1 pseudogene is annotated in these 329 nt (G+C 50.5%); it reads right to left on the reverse strand.

The window, feature by feature from the left end:
* A pseudogene (locus EZM41_RS11930) lies at nucleotides 1–329 on the reverse strand (hypothetical protein); the annotation flags it as partial.

A 329-nucleotide genomic window follows, 5' to 3' on the forward strand; every position in this document is an offset into this window, starting at 1 on the left:
TCAGAGATCCTTCAATCGAGGGGCGCGGCGGCCAGCAGCCGTGACCCGTGCATATATCTCCCAGTCGTGCAACTGCCGGCATTATGCCCACCTGCCTATTCGAATATATTGTTAAGATAATGCTGTTATCCATCTTTTGTGCCGGAGTATCGATAGTCTCTTTTTTCCTCTCTATGTGCTCTTCGGCAAGCAGCTTTGGGTCTATCTCCACGACTAATTCGTGTACACCGTTAGCTACAGCTAACACGCCCTCCCTGAAGGCGAGGGTAGCCGAAGAGCAGGCCCCTTCTGCTTTAATAGAAGGAATTGCCCTCATGCCTAAACGATTA

The organism is Acetomicrobium sp. S15 = DSM 107314, assembly GCF_016125955.1.
Taxonomy (GTDB): domain Bacteria; phylum Synergistota; class Synergistia; order Synergistales; family Thermosynergistaceae; genus Thermosynergistes; species Thermosynergistes pyruvativorans.